Source organism: Polaromonas sp. P3_C2 (genome assembly GCF_056402675.1).
In genome coordinates, this window is record NZ_JBFUGX010001207.1 from 1 (window position 1) to 636 (window position 636).

Consider the following 636-nt stretch of genomic DNA (forward strand, 5'->3'; position numbering starts at 1 on the left):
GGCCAAGCGAACTCAAGAGGTTCTTCATGTGAATGTGAGGGATAAACTCAAACAGCTCCACGTGCCGGTGATGTATCTGCAGGCAACGCAGGATCAGGTGGTTCCTGCATCTGCCGCGCAATCTCTGAAGCAAGACCTTCCGTCCATAGAGATCGTGAAAATAGAAGGTCCGCATTGCCTTTTGCAAGTCTCACCAGCTCCCGCCGCGTTGGCCATCCAGTCGTTCTGCCGCAAGCTGGGGTCTGCCTCGTCATGACTGCCCCGGTTCTTCGCCTCAGTGGCATCACCAAACGCTTCGGCCCGCTGGTTGCCAATAACGCGATTTCGCTCGAGCTGCACAGCGGCGAAATCCTCGCGCTGCTTGGTGAAAACGGTGCCGGCAAGTCCACGCTGGTGTCCATCCTCTTCGGCCACTACACAGCCGACGAAGGTGATATCGAAATCTTTGGCCAGCCGCTGCCGCCCGGCAACCCAAAGGCCGCGCTGGCAGCCGGCGTTGGCATGGTGCACCAGCATTTCACACTGGCCGACAACCTCAGCGTGCTCGACAACGTGATGCTGGGCGACGAGCCGCTGTGGCAGCTGTTTTCACGCCGCAGCGCAGCCCGCGCCAGATTGCTGGAGGTGGCACAGCGC

At 60.1% G+C, this 636-nt stretch carries 2 protein-coding genes; both read left to right on the plus strand.

The annotated features are described in order from the left end of the window. The coding region (locus tag AC1DWI_RS25620) for an alpha/beta fold hydrolase (RefSeq protein WP_477726250.1) at nucleotides 1–256 on the plus strand (256 nt) is incomplete at its 5' end. Continuing rightward, on the plus strand, nucleotides 253–636 hold a 384-nt coding region (locus AC1DWI_RS25625), incomplete at its 3' end, for an ATP-binding cassette domain-containing protein (protein ID WP_477726251.1). The genes AC1DWI_RS25620 and AC1DWI_RS25625, both read left to right, overlap by 4 nt.